The organism is Bradyrhizobium sp. IC3123, assembly GCF_020193625.1.
GTDB classification, from domain to species: Bacteria; Pseudomonadota; Alphaproteobacteria; order Rhizobiales; family Xanthobacteraceae; genus Bradyrhizobium; species Bradyrhizobium yuanmingense.
In genome coordinates, this window is the sequence record NZ_JADYVF010000002.1 from 901,565 (window position 1) to 921,216 (window position 19,652).

Consider the following 19,652-nt stretch of genomic DNA (forward strand, 5'->3'; position numbering starts at 1 on the left):
TCTTCCGTTAATGGCCCATCGCGACATACTGCGCCGCCGCACGAACTCGGTCGCTATAGGAGCAAAGCAGACATGGCTTTTGGCCGCATCACGCCGCCGGATTTTATCGGTACACCGCCTAGGGCCTCGCCCCCACCACTCTGGTCAGCATCGGAAAATGCCTGTTGCCGCCTGCGAATGGCGGGAATTTCGCGAAGTCGGCACGCATGTGCTTGATCACGTCGGAGCCGAGTGCGTGCGCGAGGGCTTGCGGGCTGTCGAACACCAGCTTGTTGCGCTGCATATGCTCGACGCGCTGCGACGGCAGCCGGTCGACCCAGTCGATGCGGGTGTAGATCTCGATCTGGCGGACGTTCGGGAAGGTCCGCATGATCGACGGGTGGTGCTCCAGATAATGCAGGTTCCAGGCGTTCATATCCTCGGCCGGGCCGGGATAGTGCACGAGGTAACTGCAGGGGGTCGTCGTTCCCGCCGGATGCTCTGCGACATCGACCGGAAACGGGCGCGTCAGCATCACCTGGTGTGTGATAGCGAGTCCGGTGAGGCCGGAGAGACCGGCCCCTGTTGCGAGGCCGGCAAGGACGCCGCCGCGGTCCATCGCCGCCTCGCAGGCGAACAGGTCGGGAAACCGGAGTTGCAGCGCAAAGGCGGGGCCGGCGCCGTCGGCCTTGTAGGGATGGTCGACCGACTGTTCGAGCGGCGTGAACAGCAGGGCCTCGGTCATGCCGGGGATCGATCCGACGAGCTCCGCCACAGTGGCAACCTCATCAGGACGAACTCGCCGTTCGCCTGTGGAATCGGAGAATGCCATGAACAGCGAGATCATGCGGGCATAGCCTCGGTCCCCTCGCCCGCGCTCACATGCGTTATCAGTGCGAAGCGAATGTCATCGGGCCATGGGATCGCATGGTGATCGATCAGCGAGGTCGCAGCAAGGATCTGCCGCGCGCGCCAGCGCGGGCCATTCGCGCCGGAGATGATATGCTCGAGATGGAGAGATGACCCACCGACCCTGATGATGCGCAGGTTGAACGTCAGGAGATCGCCGAACATCGAGGGCCGGGAAAAATCGCAATCAAGGTGTACCGTGGGCGTTCCGATCTTCCGGACCGCGATCAGCTCCGGCCATGGAAAACCGATTCCAGCCCAGAAATCTTCGACGACGCCGTTGAGAATGTGCAAATAGGACGGGAAGTACGCGATCCCCGAGGGATCGCAGTCTCCGAACCTGAGCACGCGATCGAACGAAAAATTCGTCATCAGATCGCAACAACGGGGTGGCGGATGACGCCGACGCCGTCGATGCCCGCCTCGACCACGTCACCCGGCCAAAGCCATTCCTGCGGGCTCATGCCGGCGCCGACGCCTTCAGGCGTACCGGTGGCGATGATGTCGCCCGGCTCGAGCGTCATGCCCGACGAAATGTCCGCTATCAGCACCGGAATGTCGAAGATCATGTATTTGGTGTTGGAGTCCTGCTTCATGACCCCGTTCTTGGTCAGCCACAGCCGCAGATCGTGTGGATCAGGAATCTCGTCCGCGGTCACGATGCACGGGCCGAAGGGCGCATAAGTGTCCATGCCCTTGGAGAAAATCCACTGTCCGGCGCGGCGATTGTCGCGCGCGGAAATGTCGATCATCACCGAATAGCCGAAGACGTGGTCCATCGCCTTGTCGGGCGCGATGCGCGTTGCGGTCTTGCCGATGATGACGGCGAGCTCGACCTCCCAGTCGAGCTGCTGCGTCATCTTCGCATTGTGCTGGATCGCCGCGCCCGGGCCGATCACGGAGGTCGGCGGCTTGGAGAAGACGACCGGCTGCTTCGGCAGGTCCTTGTCCGTATCCAGGCTCTTGGCGGATTCCGCCACATGCGCCCGATAGTTCAGCCCGATGCCGAATATGTTTTTCCGCGGCCGCGGGATCGGCGCCTGCAGCTTTACATCCTCGACCGCGACCGCCGAGCCGGCCGGGAAGCGGCCATGGGCGTCCGCCAGTGCACGCTTAAGCGCAGGCAGCAGGGTCACGCTGTTGTCGATGAACGACAGCATGTCACCCGGCCATGTCACGCCGCTGGACGCACCAAGGTGCTCGACATCGACGACCAGTCCATTGACGAGGGCTCCAAGACGGGCACCGCTGGAGCCCAAGGTGTAGGTGACGAGACGCATGAAGGCTTCTATCCGGCTGTTCTGGTTGAATTCTGCAAGGGCCTATCAGGCGGCAACCGACTGGTAACCGCTATTATCGCCATAGGCCTCTTCCCGATAGAGCCCGAGGCTTTCGATGACGGGCAGGTCGTTGAAGCAGAACAGGCAGGCATCCTCGCTCGCTGAGGCATTGCCGTGCTCGTGCCAGGCCCAGGACGGAACGCAGAAGATGTCGCGCTCTTCCCATTCGAGCCGCTTGCCGCCGATGATCGAATAGCCGCGTCCCTTGGCCACCTGGTAAATGAAGCTGCCGGTGTGCCGATGCGACTTGGTCTTCTCGCCGGGGCGCAGCAGCTGCATGCTCGCACCGATCGTCTGCATCACGTGCCCGCCGGTGACCGGGTTGACGTAGTTCATGAGGATGCCGTCATAGGGTGAGCCATCGGTCGCGGCCGCATATTTCTGCAAGGACTCGTAGGTCGGCTCCCACTCATATTTGAACATCGGCGAATAACCCTTCGACCAGCGCGAGTCCGCCGGCCGAAGACCGGGATTGCCCCAGGTCCGGGTCATGTCGTCCACGGGATAGCCGGACGGCTCCTGCTGGATGTTCGGATGCACGACGAAGAAATTGGCTTCCAGCGCGTTGACGAGCGGGATGTCCAAGCCATCTTGCCAGATGCAGACCGAGCCGTCGCCTTCGACACCATGCTCGTGCCAGGTGCCGTTCGGCGTCAGCACGAAATCCCGCGCGCCCAGCGTCATCTTGTGACCGTCGACGATGGTGTAGGCGCCCGCGCCCTCCATGATGAAGCGCAGCGCCGAGGCCGAGTGGGCATGGGCCGTGGCGACCTCGCCGGGATGCATCACCTGCAATCCGGAATAGAGCCAGCCGACCGCGGCCGACACGTCGCGCCGCCCGGGATTGTTGAGATAGATCACGCGCCGCCCGGCTTTCTCGGGCGAGACCAGCTCGACCGAGCGCAGCACGTGCTCGCGCAGATCCTTGTAGCGCCAGAGCACGGGAACCGAGGCCGATTGCGGCGCCCACGGCTCGATCTTGTTGGCGACGGTCCAGAGCGCTCCGGCTTCGTACCTTTCGAGATCCTTGTAATAGGCCTCGAGCTCGGGGGTGTCCTCGACATTGGCCCGGCCGATCACGTTCTCGCGCATCCTATCCTCCAAGTCCTGTCTTATGATCCCGCACCCTCAAGCGAACCGGCCCGTCATTCCGCTCGACCTGGAATCGACGAGAAGCCCGCCTGCTCTTGGCCGGCGACGGCTTCCGCCTCTGTCAGACCGAGCGGCGTCTGCGGACGACGGTTGACCCGCAGATCGAAAATGTCGAACCGGTTATAGTGCCCGACGATGTCGTGCATCTGCTTCGGCTGGATGCAGCGATCGAGGTCGATGTCGGCATAGACGATGCCTTCGTCGTCGATCAAGGGATCGCCGACCACGCGCCCGTCCGGACCGATGATACCGGAGAATGCGCTCGACTTCCGTTGCAGACGTGCGCGTGCGTCGGGAACGACGGTCTCCATCGCCGCGATGATCTCCTCCGACACGGTCGAGCAGGAGACGATCGTGAAGATCTTGCCTTCGAAGGAGTGGGCAATCGCGCGCAATTTGATCGCCTCCGCCATGTCATAGTCGGGGGGCGCGACCGGAAGCGAGATATAGCTGGCGACGTGCACGAGCTCGCCCTGCCCGAGCAGCGCAAAGCGCGCCAGCGTGTTGGTGTTCTCGCCGCAGGCCAGGCCTCCGAGACGCCCGATCTCGGTATCATAGACGCGCAGGCTCGACCCGTCACCGCCGGTCCAGGTCAGCTTCTCTGCCCAGGTCGGCACCAGCTTGCGATGCTTGCCGAGCAAGGCGCCGTCAGGACCGATGAAAACCAGCGTATTGTAGATCGCGCCGAGCGAGACCGGGCTGCGCTCGTTCACGCCGAGCACGACGTGGCATCCCGTATCGCGCGCGGCCTTGCAGACGATTTCGACCTCCGGCCCCGGCACCAGCACCGACGCCTTGGCGAGCTTCTCGAACCATGCACTGCCGGTGACGGGATCGGTGATCCAGTTCCAATAAGGATAGCCGGGAACGAACACTTCGGGGAACGCGACGAGCTTCGCCCCGTTGGCTGCGGCCTCACGGACCAGTGAAGCCGCCTTCTCCGCGGTCGCGCTTGCGTTGAGATAGACTGGTGAAGCCTGGACGGCGGCAGCTTTAAAGCGAGGCAGCTTCAGCATCGGCCCTACCCTGTCGCTGGCTCATGACCGCCTTGTCGGAGAGAGCATCCGCAAGCGTGATAGCATGGCGCGGCGTTGACTTACTTCACATGTAAACGTATGCTATCGCATATTTCTGGAGGGTGCAATGGCTGAACGGTCTTTTGCTCGCGAGGTCGAGGATCTCAGGCTCGGCGATGGCGACACGTTCCGCGGCGAAGGCATCCTCGCCATCACCAAGGCGCTGCTGCAATCGGGGGTCGCCTATGTCGGCGGCTATCAGGGCTCGCCGATCTCGCACCTGATGGACGTGCTGGCCGACGCCAAGGACGTGCTCGACGATCTCGGCGTCGTATTCCAGAGCTCGGCCAACGAAGCAGCCGCCGCGGCGATGCTGTCGGCATCGGTGATGTATCCCCTGCGCGGCGCGGTGGCGTGGAAGTCGACCGTCGGGACCAACGTCGCCTCCGACGCCCTTGCCAACCTCGCCTCGGGCGGTGTCACCGGCGGCACCATGGTCATTGTCGGCGAGGACTATGGCGAAGGCTCCTCCATCATGCAGGAGCGTACCCACGCCTTCGCGATGAAGTCGCAGATGTGGCTGCTCGATCCCCGCCCCGAGCATGAATGCATCGTCAATCTGATCGAGAAAGGCTTCGAGCTCTCCGAAGTCTCCAACACGCCGGTCATGCTGGAGGTGCGCGTGCGCGCCTGCCACATGCACGGCAGCTTCGCCTGCAAGGACAATGTCAGGCCGGCGCACACCATCAAGGACGCGCTCAACAATCCCAAGCGTGACGTCAACCGCATCGTGCTGCCGCCGGCGGCCTATGAGCACGAGCAGGAGAAGATCAAGACGCGGATGCCCGCGGCTGTCGGATTCATTCGGGACAACAAGCTGAATGAGTGGATGGGGCCGAAGCAGGGCAAGGTCGGCATCATCATGCAGGGCGGCATGTACAACAACGTCATCCGCGCGCTGCAATATCTCGGGCTGTCGGATGCCTATGGCAACACGCAGATCCCGCTCTACATCATGAACGTCACCTACCCCGTGATCGATACCGAGGTTGCGGAATTCTGCCTCGACAAGGACGCCGTGCTCATCGTCGAGGAAGGCCAGCCGGAATATCTGGAGCAGGCGATCAATACGGTCTTGCGCCGCAAGGACATCCAGGCGCGCGTCCACGGCAAGGACGTGCTGCCGATGGGCGGCGACTACACCGCGCAGGTGCTGCTCGGCGGCGTCAGGGAATTCCTGGAGAAGACCGAGCCGCGGCTGCTCGGCAACCGTCCGCCGGCGCCGGACGCAGCGCCCGTGCTCAATCACCCCGCGGTCGAGAAGCTCAAGCAGGTGGTGCCGGCGCGCCCGCCCGGGCTTTGCACCGGCTGCCCGGAACGGCCGATCTTCGCCGCCATGAAGCTGGTCGAGGAAGAGCTCGGCCAGCACCACGTCTCCGCGGACATCGGCTGCCATCTGTTCTCGATCCTGCCGCCGTTCAACATCGGCGCGACCACGATGGGCTTCGGCCTCGGCCCGGCCTCGACCTCGGCCTTCAACGTCAAGGCGGACAAGCGGTCGATCGCGGTGATGGGCGACGGCGGCTTCTGGCACAATGGACTGACCAGCGGCATTGGCAATGCCGTGTTCAACAAGCATGACGGCGTGTTCGTCATCGTCGACAATTACTACACTTCTGCCACGGGCGGTCAGGACATCCTGTCCTCGCGCGCGGTCAACAAGCGCCGCAAGACCAACAACTCGATCGTGCAGGCGGTGAAGGGCATCGGCGGCCAGTGGGTGCGCCAGCTCGACCGCACCTACGACGTCGGCAAGATGCGCGACACGCTGAAGGAAGCGCTGACAACGAAAGAGGAAGGCCCGAAGGTCATCGTCGCGTCCTCCGAATGCATGCTGAACAAGCAGCGGCGCGTGAAGCCGCAGATCAACAAGGCCATCAAGGACGGGACGCGCATTGTCAAGGAGCGCTTTGGCGTCGACGAAGACGTCTGCACCGGCGACCATGCCTGCATCCGCCTCTCCGGCTGCCCGTCACTGTCGGTGAAGCAGCTCGACGACCCCTTGCGCGACGATCCGGTCGCGGCGATCGACAATTCCTGCGTCGGCTGCGGCAATTGCGGCGAGGTCTCCGAGGCCGCCGTGCTCTGCCCTTCGTTCTATCGAGCCGACGTCATCCACAATCCGACTCGCTGGGACATGTTCAAATCCAGGGTCGCGATGAGCGTGATCGGCTGGCTGCAGCGTCGGCGCGACCGCCGGCGTCCGGCGCTCGAGGCACTGGCATGAGGGACGAGACGGTCCGGCTGGCCCTCCCCGCCGCAGGCGAAGCGACGGAGCGGCCGATCTCGATCGCGATTGTCGCGATGGGGGGCCAGGGCGGCGGCGTCCTGACCGACTGGATCGTTCAGCTCGCCGAGAACCATGGCTGGGTCGCGCAGTCCACCTCGGTGCCCGGCGTCGCCCAGCGCACCGGCGCCACCATCTACTATATCGAGGCGATGCCGCCGCTCGACGGCCGCAAGCCGATCCTGTCGCTGATGCCCACCCCGGGCGACGTCGACGTGGTGATGGCGGCGGAATTCATGGAGGCCGGGCGATCGATCCTGCGCGGCCTCGTGACGCCGGATCGCACCACGCTGATCGCGTCCAACCACCGCTCGTTTGCGATCGGCGAGAAGATCGCGCCGGGCAACGGCATCGCCGACGGCGGCGCCGTGACCGGCGCCATCGGCATTGCGGCGAAGACCGAGATCATCTTCGATCTGAACGCGCTGGCGATCGCGCATGGCAGCGTCATCTCGGCCGCGATGTTCGGCGCGCTCGCAGGCGCGGGCGTGCTGCCGTTCAGCCGCGACAGCTATCTCGACGTCATCCGCACCGGCGGCAAAGGCGCCAAGGCCAGCGTCGAGACGTTCGAGGCCGCCTTCGAGCGGGTCAAGACCGGCCCGACCGAAGTTGCGGCCCCCGCGCCAACCAAACCGACCGACGATACCCCCTCTTCCGCGACGCCCGATCCGCAGCTTGGCGAGCTCGTCGCAAGATTGAATGGGGAGCTGCCCCAGCCTGCACTCGGCATGGCTCGTGCAGGCTTGCGGAAGGTCGTCGACTTCCAGGACATCGCCTATGGCGGCGAATATCTCGACATCCTCAAGAGGTTGCACGCAGCCGACCGAAACGCCGGCGGTGACGCACATGCCTATGCCTTCACGGAAGCCGCGGCGAAGTACCTCGCCAACGCCATGACCTATGACGACGTCATCCGCGTCGCCGACCTCAAGACGCGCGCCGGCCGCCGCGCGCGCATCGAGAGCGAACTCGAGATGTCGAACGGACAGGTGCTTCAGACCACCGAGTTCATGCATCCCCGCATGGAGGAAGTGATGGGCATGCTGCCGGCAGGCTTCGGCCGCTGGCTCGGCGCGCGGCCGCGCCTGCTCGGCTGGCTCGATCGCCGCGTCAACCGGGGACGCCGGGTGCGAACCTACTCGCTGCCCTGGTTCCTGGCCCTCTATGTCGTCGGCGGAATGCGCGGCCTGCGCCGCCGCTCGCTGCGTCACGCCATCGAGACGGCGCACCGGGATTCATGGCTCAAGGCCGCGACCGAGGCGGTCGGCACCAATTACCAGCTCGGCATCGAGATCCTGCAATGCCGACGCCTCGTCAAAGGCTATTCAGATACCCACAGCCGGGGGCTGTCGAAATTCGACAGGACGCTCGCGGCGATCAAGCTGGTGGAGCGCCGCGAGGATGCCGCCGACTGGGCGCGCCGCCTGCGGGAGGCCGCGCTGAAGGACAGCGCCGGAACGGCGCTCGACGGCGTGATCCAGACCATCAAGACTTTCGCATGATTCCACGGGCGCCGGAGGCAGGATTGGATTGCCGTTCGCTCCGCAGGAGGTCAGGATCAGACCGCTTGACTACGATTCTCAGGTTGTTAATCGGAGCGAACGACCCGCGGTAATTCCCTTCACTTGACGAGACATTCTGTACTCGATGGTCATGCGATGCCGGCAGCACTCAAGGAGAACATTGTTCCCGTCCCTGGGCAGATCGAAACCCGGCTCTGGCTCCAATTGCTGTCGCTGCATGGTGAGCTGTTCGCCTCGCTCAATTCGATGCTGAGTTCGGAGTTCGGCCTGTCGCTGGCAAAATTCGACGTGCTGGCCCAGCTCGATCGTTACCAGGAGGGCCTCGCGCTCGGGCAATTGTCGCAAAATCTGAAGGTGACCGGCGGCAATGTCTCGGGGCTGGTGCAACGTCTTCTCGCCGACGACCTCATCAGCAGGGAGATGTCGAGCGAGGACCGGCGGTCCTTCATCGTGCGCCTGACGCCGAAAGGCGAAGCTCTGTTCCGGCAGGCCGCCGAAATCCACAAGAAGCATCTCGCCAGACGGCTCGAGAACGTCCCGGCCCGGGAGCTGGACAGCGCGCTGTCCGTGCTGAAATCGCTTTCCTCGAAACTTCATACCGAGAGCAAGAAGCAAAGTCGCAAGAGATAATGGCCAGAGAATCCAAGAGCAGATGGAAGTCGGGTCCGCCGAGGACGAGGGACCAGCTGCAAACCTATATTCCGTATCTGTTCAACCGGCTCGCCAATCGCTGGAACCTGGATCAGAACCGTGATTTGAGCGAGCACGGCATCAACAATGTCGTGTTCCGGACGCTGTCGGTGCTGTTCATCTACAGGACGCTCACGGTCAACGAGGTCGCCGTTCTCGCGGTGACCGAGCAGTCGACGGCAAGCCGCATGGTGGAGTCCATGGTGTCGTCGGGCCTCGTCAAGCGCGAGATCGCCGAGGAGGACCAGCGCCGCCGCGTCGTCGCCCTGACGCCGGAGGGCGAAGCGCTGCTGCGCAAGATCTGGCCGATCATGGCGAACAATTACGACAGGCTGGTCGCGGGCATCGAGCCCGACGACATCGAGGTCTGCGCGCGCGTGCTGGCCAAGATGGTCGAGAATATCCGCCAGAACCAGATCTAGGACGCGCGCGTCAAGGCCCGAGGCCGACGAGGCTGGTACCGCCGCAGACATAGAGCACCTGGCCGGTGACGAAATCGGAGTGCTCGTCGAGGAAGAACGAGATTGCGTGCGCGACGTCCTCGCGCGAGCCGAGCCGCCCGACCGGAACGTTGCGCGCCATCCGCTCCTGCTGCTCGGAGCCCTTCGGGATGATGCCCCAGAAATTATCGGTCAGGATCGGCCCCGGGGCGACGACATTCACGGTGATGCCGCTCGCGGCAAGCTCCAGCGCCCAGGTCCTTGCCATGCCGTGCACGCCGGCCTTGGTGGCCGAATAGGCCGAGCGCGTCACTGCCCCCATCGCGGCGCGCGAAGAGACGAACACGATGCGCCCGAAGCGGCGCGCACGCATACCTTCCAGCGCCGCCTGGGTCAGGAGCATCGGCGCGCCCAGATGCAACTGCGCCAGCATCAATATGTCTTCCGGCTTGGCGTCGGGCAGCAGGTTCGGCAGGATGATTCCGGCATTGTGGACCAGGCTGTCGACGGCGTGATCCCGGCAGATCTCCTGCGCGATCGCACGCGTCTGTTCGATATTGGTGAGGTCGGCGCGATAGGCCGCGAGCAGATCATGGGTCCAGCCGGGCTGCTCCAGCCCGACCGAGACCACGCGCTGCCCGCGCTCGACGAGCTTCTTCGCCAGGGCCTCGCCGATCCCCGAATTGCCGCCGGTGATGAGAGTGGTGCGGATCTCGCTCATGATCAGACCTTCTTTGATCAGACCTTCTTGATCAGACTTGCCGCTTCTTGAGGTCACGCAGATCGAAGAACGCGCCCTCGCCCATCAGCTTCCCGACGAAATCCTTCAACCCGCCGCGCTGGATCTTCTCGGTCGCGGTCAGCGGCAGGCTGTCGGCGAAGCAGATCCAGCCCGGCGCCTTGTAATAGGCCATCTGCTCGAGGCTCCAGCGCACGATCTCTTCGGCGAGCGCGCGGTCCGCGCCGGCCTTCTCAGTGATGATGACCGCCGCAACCTCGTCGCCGCGCACCTGGTCCGGCGTCGCCGCAACCGCGGCCTGCCGGATCGCGGGATGGCGGTTGAGAACGGATTCGACCTCGACCGCGGCGATGTTCTCGCCGGAGCGACGGATCACGTTCTTCTTGCGATCGATGAAGTGCAGGTCGCCGTCCGCATCGCGCGACACGATATCGCCGGTGTGCAGCCAGCCGCCGGCCCACGCCTCGGTGGTGGCAGCCGCGTTCTTGAGATATTCGCGGAAGAAACCGTAGCGCGGATCGGCGCCGGCGCGCCGCACCAGCAGCTCGCCGGGCACATCCACCGGCGCATCATTGCCGCCGTCATCGACGATCCGAACCTCGATCTCGGGGGCCGGGCGGCCAAAACAGCTGGTGCCGACCTTGCGCGGCTCGACATTGGCGGCGATGACGCCGCCGCTGCCGGTCTCGGTCATCGCCCAGGCCTCCAGCAGCGGAAAGCCGAAGCGCTGCTCGAACGTGGCATGCAGCAGCTTGTCGACGCCGGCGCCGAAGCCGAAGCGCACGCTGTGCGCGCGGTCCAGCTCCGATGGCGGCGCGCTCATCAGCATCGAGGGCATCACGCCGAGATAATGCAGGCAGGTGGCACGGCTGTCGCGCACCGAGGCCCACCAGCTGCGCGGGTGGAAGCGATCGAGCATGGTTAGGCAGCCGCCGACCGACAGCATCGCCATCAGAGACACCGCCATCGCGTTCATGTGGAACAGCGGCAGCGGCGTGATCATCCGCTCGCCGTTTGGCTTGAGGTCGATCAGCCCGCCGACGTCGCGATACCAGTTTCCGCAATGCAGGAAATAGGTGTTGGTGAGCACGCAGCCCTTGGGCTGGCCCGTCGTCCCCGATGTATAGAGCAGCGCGCATTCGCTCCCCTCGCTAGCTGAGGTCAAGGGCCGCGCACCGCCGAAGGGCGCGGGAACGTCGTCCTGATCGTCCACGACAGGGATCGGCCGGCCGGCCTGATGCGCGGCCAGCGCCACCTCCTCGCGCCGCTCGGCGAGGACGAACGCAGCATTCATCTCGGAATGCGAGATGATGTATTCGAGCTCGCTGAGACGGAGGTCCGGATTGATCGGCACCACGGAGACGCCGAGCGCATTGAGCGCGAACCACAGCTCGATGAAGACAGGCCTGTTCTGGAGCAGCAGCCCGACCCGGTGGCCTTCGCCGTAGCCGCGGCTCGCAAGCGCCGCGCGACGGCGCTCGACCCGGTCGAGCATCGCGCGGTAGGAAATCTCGCCCGTCGCAATGCCGTAGATGCCTGCGGTCTCCGGCAGCACGTTCAGGAAACCCGCCTCGCCGCGGCGGAGCGCGGTCTCTTGAAAACGGGCATGGACAGTGGTCGCAGCGGTCAAGGCAGTCTCACATGAAAAGCTGGATGTTGCCGAACGGCGCATCGAAATTGACGAGATCGACGCGCTTGAGCTTGATCTTCAGGGCATCACCGACCTGCACGAGCTCGTGCGAGGCCCATCCCGAATAGCGCTCCAGCATATCGCCGCGCGTCTCGGTGTAGATGTAGGAGGTCCGTGCCTTGAACATTCCGGCAGCAGGATCGCACGCGACGATCCGCGGTGCCTGGAGCAGATGATGGCAACGGCTCTTCGGCTTCTGGCTGAAGGTGCGCTCGCCGGCGAGCCGCTCGACGCGCACCTTCAGCAGCAGCAGATCCTCGTACATCAGTGACGGCTGCAGCACCGGATCCTGCTGCTGCCATTCCAGCGGCATCCAGTAACGCCCTTCGGGGTGAAACAGATCGAGCCAGGCCTGCCACTCCATCGTGTCGAGCAGCTCCGCCTCGCGATAGATGAAGTCCGTGATGGTCTTCTCGCCGATCATTCCGCAGCCTCGATGCGCTTGTCCATGTCCATGGTGATGAATTTCGCCCAGGCGTGAAACTGGTTGCGCATCTGCCGCTCGGACGTGCCGTTGATCACCGCCGTGACGTCCTGCTCTTCATGGCCGTCGTAGAGCCGCCGCAGATTGACCCATTGATTGCCGTTGGACTTCAGTCCTTCCTGCGCCCGCTCATACATTTCGAGGTCGTCGTGGCCGACAATCGAGGTCGGCGCGTTGATGAAGCGGTTGTACATCAATGCGCGCTCGTAAAGCTTGTCGGGGGCGCCGACCAGGCGATAGACCCAGCTCTCGACCAGCGTCTTGTCGACCGCGATCGGGATGAAATTGCGCAGGATCTGGACAGCGCCTTTCACCATGATGTTCGGGAAGTAGACGGTGTTGTGCCTGACTTCGCCAAGGATCTCATGCGCGCGCTGCTCGCCATAGGCTGCGACCATCTGGTCCAGATAGCCCGGGATATCAGAGTAGTTCGAATGGATGGAGTTGGCGACGCCGGTGTGGCCGTGGCCGTTCGGCCAGATCCGGATGCCGCTCTGCTCGTAGAACTCGTACGGGCTCATGAAGGGACCGTAGAGCTGTACCGCCATCGGTGTTTCCGTGGAATCGCCCTGCTCGCGCTTCCAGACCTTGACCGCGGTGCCGGCCGAGCTCTCATGCGCCACCATCGGATGGCAGGTGTCGGTCTGGTTCTCGACCAGCATCTTCCAATTGCACGTGTGCATGTAGCGGATCGGCGTCGCCTGGACTGCGAGCTTGCCCTCCGGCGAGCGGTCGACCATGTTGTCGATGGTCGAAAGACTTTCGCCGAAATAATCCTCGAAGGAGACGCCTGAAACGCTCAGGCGAGCGAAGATGAAATCGCGGTAGATGACGACGTTCCTGACCTTCGACAACCCCTCATTCGCCTGAGTGTCGCCGAAGCCGGTGCCCTCGTAGCCCTTCTTCAGCGGGATCGCGAGCAGGGAGCCGTCGGTCTTGAAAGACCATGCGTGATAGGGGCAGCGGAAGAACTTTCCGGTGTTGCCGCAGGGTTCGGACGCGATCTTCACGCCTTTGTGCGGACAGCGATTGTAGAACACATGGATGGAGCCGTCGGTATGGCGGCTGGCCATGACCGGCTGCCGGCCGATATTGGCGGTGATGAAATCGCCGGGTTTTGCAAGTTGACTGGCATGGCCGACATAGACCCAGCTGTTGGGAAACAGATGCTCCATCTCGAGCTCGAAGATCTCGGGATCGACATAGACGTCGCGATGCACCTCGGCCTCGCGCACCAGCGCCGCAATCGCGTGGGCATTCCCGCCGTATCTTTTCATGACGTCGCTCGCCTCCCCTAGAGATCCAGCACCAGACGTTCCGACTTCGCGCGTGACACGCAGATCTGCATGACCTTGTTGGACGCCCTCTCCTCGTCGCTGAGGATGACGTCGCGATGATCGGGGACTCCCGCGATCACGCCGCACTGGCAAATGCCGCAATCGCCGCGCCGGCAGTCGTAGAGCACGTCGAAACCGGCCGCCTCCAGCGCCTCGATGATGGTCTGCCCCGCAGCAACGCCGACAACCTGCCCGGTCGACTTGATCTCGACCTCGAACGGCCGGTCAGGCGATGACGGCTGCTCGGACTTGAAGAGCTCGTAATGAACGCGATCGGCTGACACCCCGGCGGCGGCCGCAGCGGCCTTCACCGCGTCAATCATGCCCGAAGGGCCACAGACATAGACGTGGGCGTTTGCTGCGGCATCGTCGAGCGCCGCGGCAATGTCGAGGCGGGATTCATCGCTGTCGTAGTGGACGGACAGCCCTCCGGCGCAGATCTCCTGCAATTGCGGCAGGAACGCCAGCAATCCTTGCGTGCGCCCGGCATAGTGCAGGCGATATGAGCTTCCCCGCGCCGCCAGTTCCGCCGCCATCGACAGAACGGGCGTGATGCCGATGCCGCCGGCGAACAGCAGCGCCGGCGCTGCTCCCTCGTGCAGTCGGAAATTGTTGACCGGCGCGCTCGCCTTCACGACGTCGCCGACCTTGAGCGCGTGCATGAACTGCGAGCCGCCGCTCGAAGCCTCCTCGCGCAGGACACCAAGCGCCAGCGCATCTTCAGGAAGTCCCGGCAACGCCATCAGCGAGTACGGCCGGTCTCCGCCATTCGGGAGCACGACGCGGAGATGCGCGCCTGCCTGCCATTGCGGCACGACGCCGTCCTCCACACCAAACACAAGGCTCCGTATGAACGGCGTCTCCGCGACATACGACCTGACCTTGAGCTTGAGCGGATGCACGTCCATTCAGGCATCTCACGGATTATATGAATTTGCATATTTTTAGACATGTAATAATTCGCTTGTCAATCGTCAGCGTGGGGCAGGTCCGGATGATGCAATCAATGGATCGCCAGCTGGCGTCTCGGGCGATCGCCCGCCGGCAACGTCAGTGGCCAGCCGGGGGGCTCGCTACCGGCTTGCCGCCGGTCGTCAGGCCCGGCGCATCATGCGCTCTCCTGCGCTCGGCATCGAGCAAGGATACAAGGGGCGAAAGCCGGCGGTAATGGCGATCCGGTGATACTTCGAGGCACCTGCCCATCTCGGCACGCAGCTCAGGAAGGCGGCAGGCGGCATACCGGACGCAACGAATGCAAGCTGGCCGACTTCATTCCAGAAATCAGAACTTACAACCTGACAGCGCCGCTCGTCCCCACGTGAGGGCACGTCGCGATCAAGCAGCAGCCGCCTGGTATAGGCATTCGCGAAGCCAGGCGTGGCCTTTGTCCTCCTGATTGCGCGGATGCCACAGCGCGACGATGCGAGCGGGCGGCAGATCGAGCGGCGGTGGCGTGAGATCGAGCTCGTGGGCGAAGCGGATCAGGAAGCGCCGCGGAAGGGTGCAGATGCAGTCGCTGTGCGCAAGGATGACCGGCGCCAGCGCATAGGTCTGGATCGAGACGGCAACGCGCCGAGAGCGGCCGAGCACCGCCAGCGCGTCGTCGACCAGGCCCGAGAAACCGCCGCCATCGGCGGAAATCAACAGATGGTCGAGCGCGCAAAAGCTGTCGAGATCGAGCGGACCGATGCCGCGGGGATGACCCTTGCGCTGTGCGGACAGGAAGCCGTCTTCGAACAGCGGCCGCTGCATCAGCTCGCCATGTGCGCGGTCGGCGCCCGTCACCAGGATGTCGATCTCTCCCCTTTCGAGCTGATCCACGACATCGCGCGCGGGGTGAACAAGGGCGAGCCGCGCCCGCTCGGCCATCGCGGTCAAGCGCGCGACCAGGCCGGGCGCCAGCGTCACGGCCGGATTCTCGTGGATGGCAACCACGAAGGTACGCTGGCTCTTGGCGGGGTCGAACACAGCCGGCCCCTCCACCATGCGACGGAGCTTGCCGAGCACGTCCGCAAGCGCCGTCTGCAGCTCCACCGCCCTCGTCGTCGGCACGACGCCGCGCCCGCTCGCCGCGGGCACGAACAGCGGATCGGCAAAGATCTGCCGCAACCGGTTCAGCCGCGCCGAGAGCGCAGGCTGCCCGATATTGAGCCGGGAGGCCGCGCGCGTCACGTTCCGCTCGCGCAGGAGAGCCTCCAGAGCCAGCAACAGACCGAGGTCGATCTCGGCGAGATCGTTATCATCGGCCGGCCGACCCCGGCCGTGTTCCGCATCCTGCATCGGTGGCACCTCCGTCTGGGGCATGTCGCGACCGCGACGAGCCGCGATACGAGGGTTAGGGCCAAAACGCCGGCGTGAAAAGCTGAGCCAGCGTCCTTTCCGATATCGACCATGTCGATGGGACCTATCGAGCCCGCGACTCTCCCCAAGGCTTGGCGCGCTTCGTACCTCACCGTCACCGCGGCCCGGGCAACCAGCCCTACGCCGCGGTCCAGTGGAGGACATCTTGATGATTCACGCGGCCAAGACCTATCACGTCGGCGAAGCATCCATCACGCGGATCGACGAGTTGCGGCTTGCCGCATTCAAGTTCGACGCGCTCTATCCGGGAGGCGAGCCGCGGGCGCTGGAGCGCCATCGCGACAGCCTGGAGGCGGGCTCGTTCGATGCTGCGACCGGTACCTTCATCCAAAGCATTCACAGCTGGGTGGTCAGGACACCGCACCACACGATCCTGATCGACACGGCCACCGGCAACGACAAGAACCGGCCGGAGATTCCGCCGCTTCACCGGCTCAACGAACCGTTCCTGGCGCGGCTGGCCGCAGCGGGTGTCACGCCGGAGCAGGTCGATTACGTGCTGCTCACCCACGTGCATGGCGATCACGTCGGCTGGAACACCCGCCTCGTCGACGGACGCTGGGTCCCGACCTTCCCGAATGCGACCTACGTCTTCTCCGCGATCGAGCAGGCCTATGGCGAGAGCCTCGCAACGGGCACAGAGCCGACCGGAACGGCCCGCCCGGCCCCGTCCCTCGGCCCCGCGCTGCGCAAGCCGGCCGACCGTGTCTATGACGACAGCGTCCGGCCGGTGATCGAGGCCGGACTTGCCAGGCTCATCGCGGTGGACGGGAGCGAAGCGATCGAGGGCATTTCGTTCGTCCCGACGCCCGGCCACAGCGTCGATCACGCCTCCATCCGGCTCGTCTCGCGTGGCGAGGAGGCGCTGTTCGCCGGAGACGTGATGCACCATCCGCTCCAGGTCTATGAGCCCTCGCTCAATTCGTGCTTCTGCGAATTCCCGGAAGCCGCATTGCGCTCGCGCGCTTTCGTGCTGGAGGACGCTGCCGAGCGGGGCTCAGCCATCTTCACCACCCATTTCGCACAGTCGTCGGTCGGCCGCGTCAGCCGGACCGGAGGACGCTTCACCTGGCAATTCATCTGAACGGAGAGCGATCATGAACCAGCACGCCAGCGCGCGCGCCGACAGGCCCGAGATCGTGGTCGAGGATCTCATGATCCCGAGCGACACGGCGGGAATTTCGCTTCACTTGCGCAACAAGCGCCCCGCGGCGCTCGAGACCTTCTCCGCCGAGCGAACCATCCTGATGATGCACGGCGCGACCTATTCATCGGGAAGCCTTTTCGATACGCCGCTCGGTGGCCTCTCGTTCATGGATCATCTCGCCGGCCATGGCTACGACGTCTTCGCGCTCGACGTGCGCGGCTATGGCCAATCGACCCGCCCGTCCGAGATGGACGCGCCGCCGGAGCAGTCCGAACCGCTCGTGCGCACCGAGGCCGGCGTGCGCGACCTCGCCAGCGCCGTCGCGCACATCCTGAAGCAGCGCAGGATCGCGCGCCTCAATCTGGTTGCAATGTCCTGGGGCGGCTCGGTGGCCGGTGCTTACACCGCGGGCAACAACGACAAGGTCGTCAAGCTCGCGCTGGTCGCGCCGCTTTGGGTGCTGCAGGGCCCAGCTCCTATCGATGCAGGCGGACGCCTCGGCGGCGATCGCAACGTTCCGGTGCTGGACTTCAGGACGCGCTGGCTCTCGGCTGCGCCGGAAGCGGCACGATCGAGCTTGATCCCGGCGGGCGGCTTCGAGCTCTGGGCCAACATCTCGCTCGCCACGGACCCGCAGGGCAGCGCGCAAACGCCTGCCATCATGCGAGCCGTCAACGGCCCGATCCTGGACATCCGCGAATACTGGGCCGCGGGCAAGAGGCTCTATGACGCCGCCGACATTCGCGTGCCCGTGCTCCTGGTCCACGCGGAATGGGACCAGGACGTTCCTATCGACTCGGCGCAGGACTTCTTCCTTTCGTTGAAGCATGCGCCATACCGGCGATGGGTCGAGATTGGCGAAGGCACGCACATGGTTCTGCTGGAGAAAAACCGTCTGCAGGCGTTCGATGCGATCAACCAGTTTCTCGGCGAAGATTACAGCTAGCGCGGCGTCCTGCTGCACCGCGAAAATCACTCGCGCCGCAACATTCAAAAATGAGACTGCCAGTCAAGCCGAACGAGGCCGCGATGGGTGCAGCGCATCCGACTTCGGTTAGCTTTCCTCCAAAGCCGCGGGCTTCGAGAGCCACGGGCACCATACGGTTCGTCGCGGCAACAAGCGATGACACAGGGAGGAGCACATGTCGAAATGCAGCATCGGACTGCTCGCGTTGAGCAGCCTGTTTCTTTCGGGCGCGGCGATCGCCCAGGAAAAGATCAAGGTGGGCGTGACCGCAACGCTCGAGGGCACCTACACGGTGCTCGGCGAGGACGGCATGCGCGGCCATCAGACCGCGCTCAACGTGCTCGGCAAGAAGGTCGGCGACAAGGAACTCGAATTCATCGTCGCTTCGACCGATGCAACGCCGGACTCCGCCGTGCGCGCCGTGCGCAAGCTGATCGAGCAGGACAAGGTACAGATCCTGCTGTCGCCGCTCTCCGGCGACGAAGGCATCGCGGTCAAGAATTTTGCCAAGAGCCATCCCGGGCTGACGTTCATCAATGCCGCATCCGGTGCGCAGGAAACGACCTATGTCGACCCGGCACCGAACTTCTTCCGCTACAACATGGACGGCGCGCAGTGGCAGATCGGCCTCGGCAAATACGCCTATGAAGAGAAGAAGTATCGCAAGATCGCGACCGTCGGCGAGGACTATTCCTTCATCTATACCCAGGTGTTCGGGCTGGTGCTCGAGTTCTGCGGCATGGGCGGACAGGTCACCAACCGGCAATGGGTGCCGCTGGGAACGAAGGACTTCGCCTCCGTCATCGCTGCCCTGCCCGACGACGTCGATGCCATCTATCTCGGGCTTGGCGGCGCCGACGCCGTCAACTTCCTCAACCAGTATCAGCAGGCCGGCGGCAAGGCGCATCTGATGGGCGGTTCCATCATGATCGACCAGACGATCCTGTCGTCGAAGGGCAACGCCAAGAACGCGCTGATCGGAACCATCGCGGCGAGCGGACAGGCCGACACCTGGGAGGATCCGGGCTGGCAGAAATTCGTGAAGGCCTATCAAGACGCCTTCCCGCCCAACAAGCGCTTCCCGAGCCCGTCGCTGCTCGCCACCAACTACTATAATTCAACCATGGCGCTGATCCTCGCACTGCGTCAGGTCAACGGCGATCTCTCCAACAACCAGGCCAAGTACAAGGAAGCACTGGCGAAGATCGAGCTCGACGCACCGAACGGCAAGATCAAGCTCGACTCCAACCGCCAGGCGATCGGCACCAACTTCGTCACCGAAGTCGTCGACGACGGCAAGGGCGCGCTGTTCAGCAAGGTCGTGAAGGTGATCCCGAACGTGAACCAGACGCTCGGCTACGACCCGGCCGTGTTCTCCAAGATCGGGCTGCCGAGCCGCACCGTGCCGGAATGTAAGAAGTACTGACGCATCACGTCAGGCAGACGCAACCGGGGAGCGACTCGCTGACGCGGTCGCTCTCCGCTCTTGCAATCTCGGCGGTGTTGTTGAAGGCTGGCCGAAAAGACAAGA

At 64.2% G+C, this 19,652-nt stretch carries 18 protein-coding genes; 7 read left to right on the top strand and 11 right to left on the bottom strand.

The window, feature by feature from the left end; all coding sequences use genetic code 11:
* Window positions 1-118: 118 nt before the first annotated feature.
* Genes I6F20_RS09710 through I6F20_RS09730 form a run of 5 tightly spaced genes read right to left on the bottom strand, consistent with a single transcriptional unit; the run spans window position 119 to window position 4,396 of the window.
* Entirely contained in the window at window positions 119-826 is a 708-nt protein-coding gene (locus I6F20_RS09710; protein ID WP_225125913.1) for a hypothetical protein, read from the bottom strand.
* Window positions 823-1,260: an acyl-CoA thioesterase gene (locus I6F20_RS09715; protein ID WP_225125914.1), complete on the bottom strand. Its 438-nt coding sequence runs from the start codon at window positions 1,258-1,260 to the stop codon at window positions 823-825. Before I6F20_RS09715 ends, I6F20_RS09710 begins: the two co-directional genes overlap by 4 nt.
* Window positions 1,260-2,168, bottom strand: coding sequence for a fumarylacetoacetate hydrolase family protein (locus I6F20_RS09720; protein WP_225125915.1), 909 nt, complete (start codon window positions 2,166-2,168; stop codon window positions 1,260-1,262). The genes I6F20_RS09715 and I6F20_RS09720 overlap by 1 nt, the downstream gene beginning before the upstream one ends.
* Before the next feature lie 45 nt (window positions 2,169-2,213).
* A complete protein-coding gene (locus I6F20_RS09725) occupies window positions 2,214-3,320 on the bottom strand; it encodes a cupin domain-containing protein (RefSeq protein ID WP_225125916.1) in 1,107 nt (368 codons plus the stop codon).
* A 53-nt stretch (window positions 3,321-3,373) separates the two neighbouring features.
* On the bottom strand, window positions 3,374-4,396 hold the full coding sequence (locus I6F20_RS09730) for a carbon-nitrogen hydrolase family protein (RefSeq protein WP_225125917.1): 1,023 nt from the start codon (window positions 4,394-4,396) through the stop codon (window positions 3,374-3,376).
* 127 nt (window positions 4,397-4,523) lie between these two features.
* Between I6F20_RS09730 and I6F20_RS09735 the strand changes: the two genes are divergently transcribed.
* The 4 genes from I6F20_RS09735 to I6F20_RS09750 all read left to right on the top strand — a co-directional run bounded on the left by I6F20_RS09735 (window position 4,524) and on the right by I6F20_RS09750 (window position 9,378).
* The gene (locus I6F20_RS09735) at window positions 4,524-6,683 is read left to right on the top strand and encodes a thiamine pyrophosphate-dependent enzyme (RefSeq protein ID WP_225125919.1); all 2,160 of its coding nucleotides are present in this window, start codon (window positions 4,524-4,526) and stop codon (window positions 6,681-6,683) included.
* Window positions 6,680-8,245 (top strand): indolepyruvate oxidoreductase subunit beta family protein, encoded by a 1,566-nt coding sequence (locus I6F20_RS09740; protein WP_225125921.1) that lies wholly within the window; start codon window positions 6,680-6,682, stop codon window positions 8,243-8,245. The genes I6F20_RS09735 and I6F20_RS09740 overlap by 4 nt, the downstream gene beginning before the upstream one ends.
* A gap of 156 nt (window positions 8,246-8,401) precedes the next feature.
* A complete protein-coding gene (locus tag I6F20_RS09745; RefSeq protein WP_225125923.1) occupies window positions 8,402-8,896 on the top strand; it encodes a MarR family winged helix-turn-helix transcriptional regulator in 495 nt (164 codons plus the stop codon).
* The gene (locus I6F20_RS09750) at window positions 8,896-9,378 is read left to right on the top strand and encodes a MarR family winged helix-turn-helix transcriptional regulator (RefSeq protein WP_057029875.1); all 483 of its coding nucleotides are present in this window, start codon (window positions 8,896-8,898) and stop codon (window positions 9,376-9,378) included. Before I6F20_RS09745 ends, I6F20_RS09750 begins: the two co-directional genes overlap by 1 nt.
* Window positions 9,379-9,388: 10 nt before the next feature.
* Here I6F20_RS09750 and I6F20_RS09755 read toward each other — a convergent pair whose 3' ends face one another.
* From I6F20_RS09755 to I6F20_RS09780, 6 genes are all read right to left on the bottom strand, one after another.
* Window positions 9,389-10,117 (bottom strand): SDR family NAD(P)-dependent oxidoreductase, encoded by a 729-nt coding sequence (locus I6F20_RS09755; protein WP_225125925.1) that lies wholly within the window; start codon window positions 10,115-10,117, stop codon window positions 9,389-9,391.
* A 31-nt stretch (window positions 10,118-10,148) separates the two neighbouring features.
* Window positions 10,149-11,765, bottom strand: coding sequence for an ATP-dependent acyl-CoA ligase (locus I6F20_RS09760; protein WP_225125927.1), 1,617 nt, complete (start codon window positions 11,763-11,765; stop codon window positions 10,149-10,151).
* Window positions 11,766-11,772: 7 nt separating this feature from the next.
* Window positions 11,773-12,249 (bottom strand): aromatic-ring-hydroxylating dioxygenase subunit beta, encoded by a 477-nt coding sequence (locus I6F20_RS09765; protein ID WP_128262357.1) that lies wholly within the window; start codon window positions 12,247-12,249, stop codon window positions 11,773-11,775.
* Window positions 12,246-13,586 carry an aromatic ring-hydroxylating dioxygenase subunit alpha gene (locus I6F20_RS09770; RefSeq protein WP_225125929.1) on the bottom strand — a complete coding sequence of 447 codons (1,341 nt, stop codon included), beginning with the start codon at window positions 13,584-13,586 and terminating at the stop codon, window positions 12,246-12,248. The genes I6F20_RS09765 and I6F20_RS09770 overlap by 4 nt, the downstream gene beginning before the upstream one ends.
* A gap of 17 nt (window positions 13,587-13,603) precedes the next feature.
* On the bottom strand, window positions 13,604-14,554 hold the full coding sequence (locus I6F20_RS09775) for a PDR/VanB family oxidoreductase (protein WP_225125931.1): 951 nt from the start codon (window positions 14,552-14,554) through the stop codon (window positions 13,604-13,606).
* Window positions 14,555-14,981: 427 nt separating this feature from the next.
* Complete coding sequence (locus I6F20_RS09780) at window positions 14,982-15,926, bottom strand: LysR family transcriptional regulator (RefSeq protein WP_225125933.1); 945 nt, start codon at window positions 15,924-15,926, stop codon at window positions 14,982-14,984.
* 229 nt (window positions 15,927-16,155) lie between these two features.
* Between I6F20_RS09780 and I6F20_RS09785 the strand changes: the two genes are divergently transcribed.
* From I6F20_RS09785 to I6F20_RS09795, 3 genes are all read left to right on the top strand, one after another.
* Window positions 16,156-17,091 (top strand): MBL fold metallo-hydrolase, encoded by a 936-nt coding sequence (locus I6F20_RS09785; RefSeq protein ID WP_225126025.1) that lies wholly within the window; start codon window positions 16,156-16,158, stop codon window positions 17,089-17,091.
* 13 nt (window positions 17,092-17,104) lie between these two features.
* Window positions 17,105-18,100, top strand: a complete 996-nt coding sequence (locus I6F20_RS09790; RefSeq protein WP_225125935.1) for an alpha/beta hydrolase — start codon at window positions 17,105-17,107, stop codon at window positions 18,098-18,100.
* Between the two features lie 196 nt (window positions 18,101-18,296).
* Complete coding sequence (locus tag I6F20_RS09795; protein WP_036013367.1) at window positions 18,297-19,547, top strand: ABC transporter substrate-binding protein; 1,251 nt, start codon at window positions 18,297-18,299, stop codon at window positions 19,545-19,547.
* Window positions 19,548-19,652: the final 105 nt, after the last annotated feature.

Coding starts and splice junctions, on each gene's coding strand:
- I6F20_RS09790 (WP_225125935.1), top strand. CDS start 17,105: ATGAACCAGCACGCCAGCGCGCGCGCCGACAGGCCCGAGATCGTGGTC.
- I6F20_RS09755 (WP_225125925.1), bottom strand. CDS start 10,117: ATGAGCGAGATCCGCACCACTCTCATCACCGGCGGCAATTCGGGGATC.
- I6F20_RS09720 (WP_225125915.1), bottom strand. CDS start 2,168: ATGCGTCTCGTCACCTACACCTTGGGCTCCAGCGGTGCCCGTCTTGGA.
- I6F20_RS09735 (WP_225125919.1), top strand. CDS start 4,524: ATGGCTGAACGGTCTTTTGCTCGCGAGGTCGAGGATCTCAGGCTCGGC.
- I6F20_RS09750 (WP_057029875.1), top strand. CDS start 8,896: ATGGCCAGAGAATCCAAGAGCAGATGGAAGTCGGGTCCGCCGAGGACG.
- I6F20_RS09710 (WP_225125913.1), bottom strand. CDS start 826: ATGATCTCGCTGTTCATGGCATTCTCCGATTCCACAGGCGAACGGCGA.
- I6F20_RS09730 (WP_225125917.1), bottom strand. CDS start 4,396: ATGCTGAAGCTGCCTCGCTTTAAAGCTGCCGCCGTCCAGGCTTCACCA.
- I6F20_RS09770 (WP_225125929.1), bottom strand. CDS start 13,586: ATGAAAAGATACGGCGGGAATGCCCACGCGATTGCGGCGCTGGTGCGC.
- I6F20_RS09715 (WP_225125914.1), bottom strand. CDS start 1,260: ATGACGAATTTTTCGTTCGATCGCGTGCTCAGGTTCGGAGACTGCGAT.
- I6F20_RS09780 (WP_225125933.1), bottom strand. CDS start 15,926: ATGCAGGATGCGGAACACGGCCGGGGTCGGCCGGCCGATGATAACGAT.
- I6F20_RS09765 (WP_128262357.1), bottom strand. CDS start 12,249: ATGATCGGCGAGAAGACCATCACGGACTTCATCTATCGCGAGGCGGAG.
- I6F20_RS09785 (WP_225126025.1), top strand. CDS start 16,156: ATGATTCACGCGGCCAAGACCTATCACGTCGGCGAAGCATCCATCACG.
- I6F20_RS09740 (WP_225125921.1), top strand. CDS start 6,680: ATGAGGGACGAGACGGTCCGGCTGGCCCTCCCCGCCGCAGGCGAAGCG.
- I6F20_RS09725 (WP_225125916.1), bottom strand. CDS start 3,320: ATGCGCGAGAACGTGATCGGCCGGGCCAATGTCGAGGACACCCCCGAG.
- I6F20_RS09795 (WP_036013367.1), top strand. CDS start 18,297: ATGTCGAAATGCAGCATCGGACTGCTCGCGTTGAGCAGCCTGTTTCTT.
- I6F20_RS09745 (WP_225125923.1), top strand. CDS start 8,402: ATGCCGGCAGCACTCAAGGAGAACATTGTTCCCGTCCCTGGGCAGATC.
- I6F20_RS09775 (WP_225125931.1), bottom strand. CDS start 14,554: ATGGACGTGCATCCGCTCAAGCTCAAGGTCAGGTCGTATGTCGCGGAG.